Here is a 2,578-nt window from a genome sequence, read left to right on the forward strand (position 1 = left end):
TTGGCGTCGTTGTAGAAGCCCACGGCCACGTCCTGGTCATTGACCCCGAGGAGCTGGTTCACCGGCGGTGCGGAGTTGTCCCGCGTCGGGAAGTTGACGTCGTGGAACCGCCCGTTTAGCCAGTAGAAGCCGAAGTTGTCGTTTTGCTGGTTCGCGGTGTTCATGTCTGACCAGAAGCCGACCGTGACGCCACGGTCGTTCAGGCCGGTGACCTGCGTCTGCGTCGAACCCGGAAAGTTCTCTTTCATGATCTTGAATCCGGCTCGGGTACGAACGAGCACATAGCCCTTGTTCGGGTGGCCCGCGGCGCCGGAACCGAAATAGCCCGCGATGATGCCGCCGTTGTTGAACCCGAGCAACTGGTTGAACGTGGGGTCGGCCGGGTTGTCGAGGGTGGTGAACGAGTACCTGCCGTTGCCTAGCGAGGCTGTGCTGGAGGTGGTACCGGACGAAGACGTGGCCGACGAGGTCGTCTGGCGCCCGCCTGAGGTGGCGCTCTGCCCGCCGTGCGGCTGGCCAGAGTTGGCAGCAACGCTGACCGGCTGGCAGCCGGTCAGCCCCGCCATGAGTCCGGCGCCCACTACAGCGATGGCAATGCCGCCAATCTGCCGGCCTCGCCTGCTCAGCCGGAGCCAGCGCGGAGCGCTACCACCGATGCCCTGGTTACTGAATGTCATGCGTGCGTTCCCTTCGCATGCGTTACGGCATGTTGGGTCTGCAGCCAAATTGGTACGGGTCTAGGCGGCCGCGGCGACCACGCTAGGCGCGCCGCTCAGCGGCGGGCCGCCGTTTCGCGACGCCGTAGGCACCACGTAAGACCCTGGGAACGACGCAGGCGCGTCTCCTATGGCGCCGGCACCGGGAACGGACGGTTGTCCACGACTCGCTTCATCACGATCGTCGAGGTGAGCCGCTGCACGCCGGGCAGCGTGGCGAGCTTCTCGTCGCGCAGGGCTTGGTACGCCGCCAGGTCGGCGGTCGCGACGCGGATCAGGTAGTCGGGATCGCCGAATAGCCGTTCCGCGTGGTGTATCTCGGGAACCTCGGCCAGGCTGCGCTCGAAGCTGGCGATGGTCGCCGCGTCTTCCCGTTCCATGGTCACGTGGACGAGCACTTCGAAGCCGAGCCCGATGGCGGCGGGGTCGATGACGGCCCGGTAGCCGCGGATCGCCCCGCTGCGTTCCAGTTCGCGCAGCCGCCGGTGGCATGGCGCGACGCTGAGCGAGACCCGCTGGGCGAGTTCGGTGACGGTGAGGCGCCCGGCCGCCTGAAGCTCGGCAAGTATCTTCCGGTCAGTCGCATCCATGAGCAATATTATTGCTCATGGATGCTTTATCGTGAACACATTTGCAAGAAAAGATGGGCGAATCTAGCGTATTTTCGCTAGTGAAACGGCATTCACTCCGAGAGGTTCGCGATCGGCCATGATCGACGTGCTCGACTACGCTCCCATCGCCGCGACCATCCTCGCGATCCCGCAGTTCCTGCCGCAGATCGTCAGGCTGCGCGCCACCGAGGATGCTACGGGCCTCTCCTGGGCGTGGGCCCTGCTCACCAGCCTCAACAACGCTGCCTGGATCGCGTACTTCGCGCTCGCCAGGTACTGGAGCGCGCTGGTGCCGGCGATCGCGGCGACGCTGATGGCCGGCCTGCTCGCGCTCATGCTGACTCGCCGGGGGGAAGCGGAGCCGCGTTCCGTCGGCTTGATCACCGGGTGGGCGGCGCTGCTCGCCGCGGCAGGGGCACTTTTCGGCCGGGCCGGACTCGGCACGCTGCTGACCGCGGCGTTCGCCGTCCAGGTCGCGCCGTCCATCTGGACCGCGTACCGGACAGCCAGGCCTACCGGCGTCTCGCGGGCGACGTGGTTGCTCATCCTCGGTGAGCTCGGCTGCTGGCTGGCCTACGGCGTGCACGAGTCGGACCCGCGGCTGACCGTCCTTGGCGCGCTCGGGGTGACCGCGAGCCTGCTCATGCTGGCCAGGATCTGCCAGCCGCGCCCGCGGGCCGCGGCGCGCACGCGCGCCTGGCCCCGGTTCAGCTCCGCGGGTCGCTGACCTTGGCGAAGCCGCGCACGTCGGGGAACGGCGGCTGGTCGCCGTGCTTCAGGTCCACCTGGAACGTGTTGAGCAGCATCGCCAGCAGGGAGAAGTTGCCAGGCAGCCGATGATGTCGACCAGGCCGGCCCCGGCGCATCCTTCAATCGTTTGCCGTCTCTTCGTGCCTTTCAGTATTGCCTGCTGGCGCGCTGCCGGCGCCGAACGCTAAGGATGCATGCCGGGCGGGCCGGGGCCGGGTTCGGCCGCTATAGCCTCACGCCATGACGGTCATCAAGGTCGAGGACGTGACGCCGCTGGGCCGCGGCGGCGGCGTGGTCACCATCCCGCTGATCACGCGCCAGTCCGCCGAAGAGGAAAACCTGATCACGACGGGGATCAGCACCTACCCGGTCGGCACCGGCGCGCCGTTGCACTCGCACAACTGCGACGAGCACGTGACCCTGCTCGAGGGGCTGGCCGAGGTGGAGATCGAGGGCGCCGGCACCGTCAAGCTCGTGCCCCACGACACGACGTACGTGAAG

General features: G+C 67.4%; 5 protein-coding genes. 2 read left to right on the forward strand and 3 right to left on the reverse strand.

What is annotated here, in order from left to right:
• Positions 1–581 (reverse strand): hypothetical protein (locus WA805_RS06870; protein WP_425241915.1); only part of this gene is annotated, 581 nt, incomplete at its 3' end.
• A 263-nt stretch (positions 582–844) separates the two neighbouring features.
• Entirely contained in the window at positions 845–1,306 is a 462-nt protein-coding gene (locus tag WA805_RS06875) for an Lrp/AsnC family transcriptional regulator (RefSeq protein ID WP_422279043.1), read from the reverse strand.
• A gap of 118 nt (positions 1,307–1,424) precedes the next feature.
• On the opposite strand from WA805_RS06875, the gene WA805_RS06880 reads away from it, so the two are divergent.
• Positions 1,425–2,054, forward strand: coding sequence for a hypothetical protein (locus WA805_RS06880; RefSeq protein ID WP_422339454.1), 630 nt, complete (start codon positions 1,425–1,427; stop codon positions 2,052–2,054).
• Here the strand turns inward: WA805_RS06880 and WA805_RS06885 are convergent.
• A complete protein-coding gene (locus tag WA805_RS06885) occupies positions 2,035–2,193 on the reverse strand; it encodes a hypothetical protein (RefSeq protein ID WP_422279047.1) in 159 nt (52 codons plus the stop codon). The genes WA805_RS06880 and WA805_RS06885 overlap by 20 nt on opposite strands.
• Positions 2,194–2,317: 124 nt before the next feature.
• Here WA805_RS06885 and WA805_RS06890 point away from each other — a divergent pair.
• Positions 2,318–2,578, forward strand: a 261-nt coding sequence (locus WA805_RS06890) for a hypothetical protein (protein ID WP_425241916.1), incomplete at its 3' end; no start/stop codon positions are given.

The organism is Trebonia sp. (assembly GCF_049794275.1).
Classification (GTDB): domain Bacteria; phylum Actinomycetota; class Actinomycetes; order Streptosporangiales; family Streptosporangiaceae; genus Trebonia.